Source organism: Kineococcus indalonis, assembly GCF_009906395.1.
Classification (GTDB): domain Bacteria; phylum Actinomycetota; class Actinomycetes; order Actinomycetales; family Kineococcaceae; genus Kineococcus; species Kineococcus indalonis.
Window position 1 is genome coordinate 1 of sequence record NZ_JAAALM010000840.1, and the last position, 1,106, is coordinate 1,106.

Genomic DNA, 1,106 nt, shown 5'->3' on the forward strand with positions numbered 1-1,106 from the left:
GTGCCCAGCAAGACGCCCGCCCGCGCCGCGAAGAAGGCCTCCGCGCCGACCCCGTCCCCGCACGACGTCGAGCCCGCCCCCGTGGTGCTGCTCACCGGCTCGGAGGACCACCTGGCGGACCGGGCGCTGACGGCGCTGCTGGCGCGCATGCGCGAGCGCGACCCGTCCTTCGAGCGCACCGAGGTCACCGCCGCCGGCTACCAGAAGGGCCAGCTGGCGACGTGGACGTCGCCGTCGCTGTTCGACGAGCCGTCCCTGGTGCTCGTCGACGGCGTGGACGCGGCCGGCGAGGCGTTCGTGGAGGACGTCCTGGAGTACCTGCCGGCGCCGGCGGGCAGCGTCGTGCTGGTGCTGCGCCACCGCGGCGGCAACCGGGCCCGCAAGGTGCTGGAGGTGGCGCGCACGGCGCCGGGCGCGGTGGAGGTCGCCTGCCAGCCGCTCAAGCGCGACCAGGACAAGGTGGACCTGGTGCTGGCCGACGCCCGCCGGGCGCGCCGCCGCATCGACGTGGAGGCGGCCCGCGCGCTGGTCGCCGCGCTCGGCGGCGACCTGGGCGAGCTGTCCGCGGGCCTGGACCAGCTGCTCACCGACACCGAGGGCACCGTCACCGAGGCCGACGTGCACCGCTACCACTCGGGCCGGCGGGAGGCCACGGGCTTCGAGGTGGCCGACGCGGCCGTGGCCGGGGACGCCGGGCGGGCGCTGTCGCTGCTGCGGCACGCCGAGGCCACGGGGGTGCCGGCGGTGGTGGTGGTGGCCGCGCTGGCCTCGCGGCTGCGGCAGCTGGCGAAGGTGGCCGCCACCCGCGGGCGCAGCGCCGACGTCGCCAAGGACCTCGGCATGGCGCCGTGGCTGGTGGACAAGGTGCGCCGCGAGGTGCAGGGCATGGTGCCCGAGCGGATGGCCGAGGCGATCCTGGCCGTCGCGGCGGCCGACCACGCCGTCAAGGGCGGCAGCGCGGACGGCGCCTTCGCCCTCGAGCGGGCCGTGCGGGTCACCGCGGCGGCCCGCGAGCGCTGAGCCCCCGCCGGGGGCGGGCCGTGCGGGTCACCGCGGCGGCCCGCGAGCGCTGAGCCCCCGCCGGGCGCGGGGGCGCGGGGGCGGGG

1 protein-coding gene is annotated in these 1,106 nt (G+C 79.1%); it reads left to right on the forward strand.

The window, feature by feature from the left end; translation table 11 throughout:
• Positions 1–1,020: DNA polymerase III subunit delta (holA, locus tag GTR00_RS21475; RefSeq protein ID WP_205706374.1), on the forward strand; the 1,020-nt coding region annotated here is incomplete at its 5' end.
• Positions 1,021–1,106 lie beyond the last annotated feature (86 nt).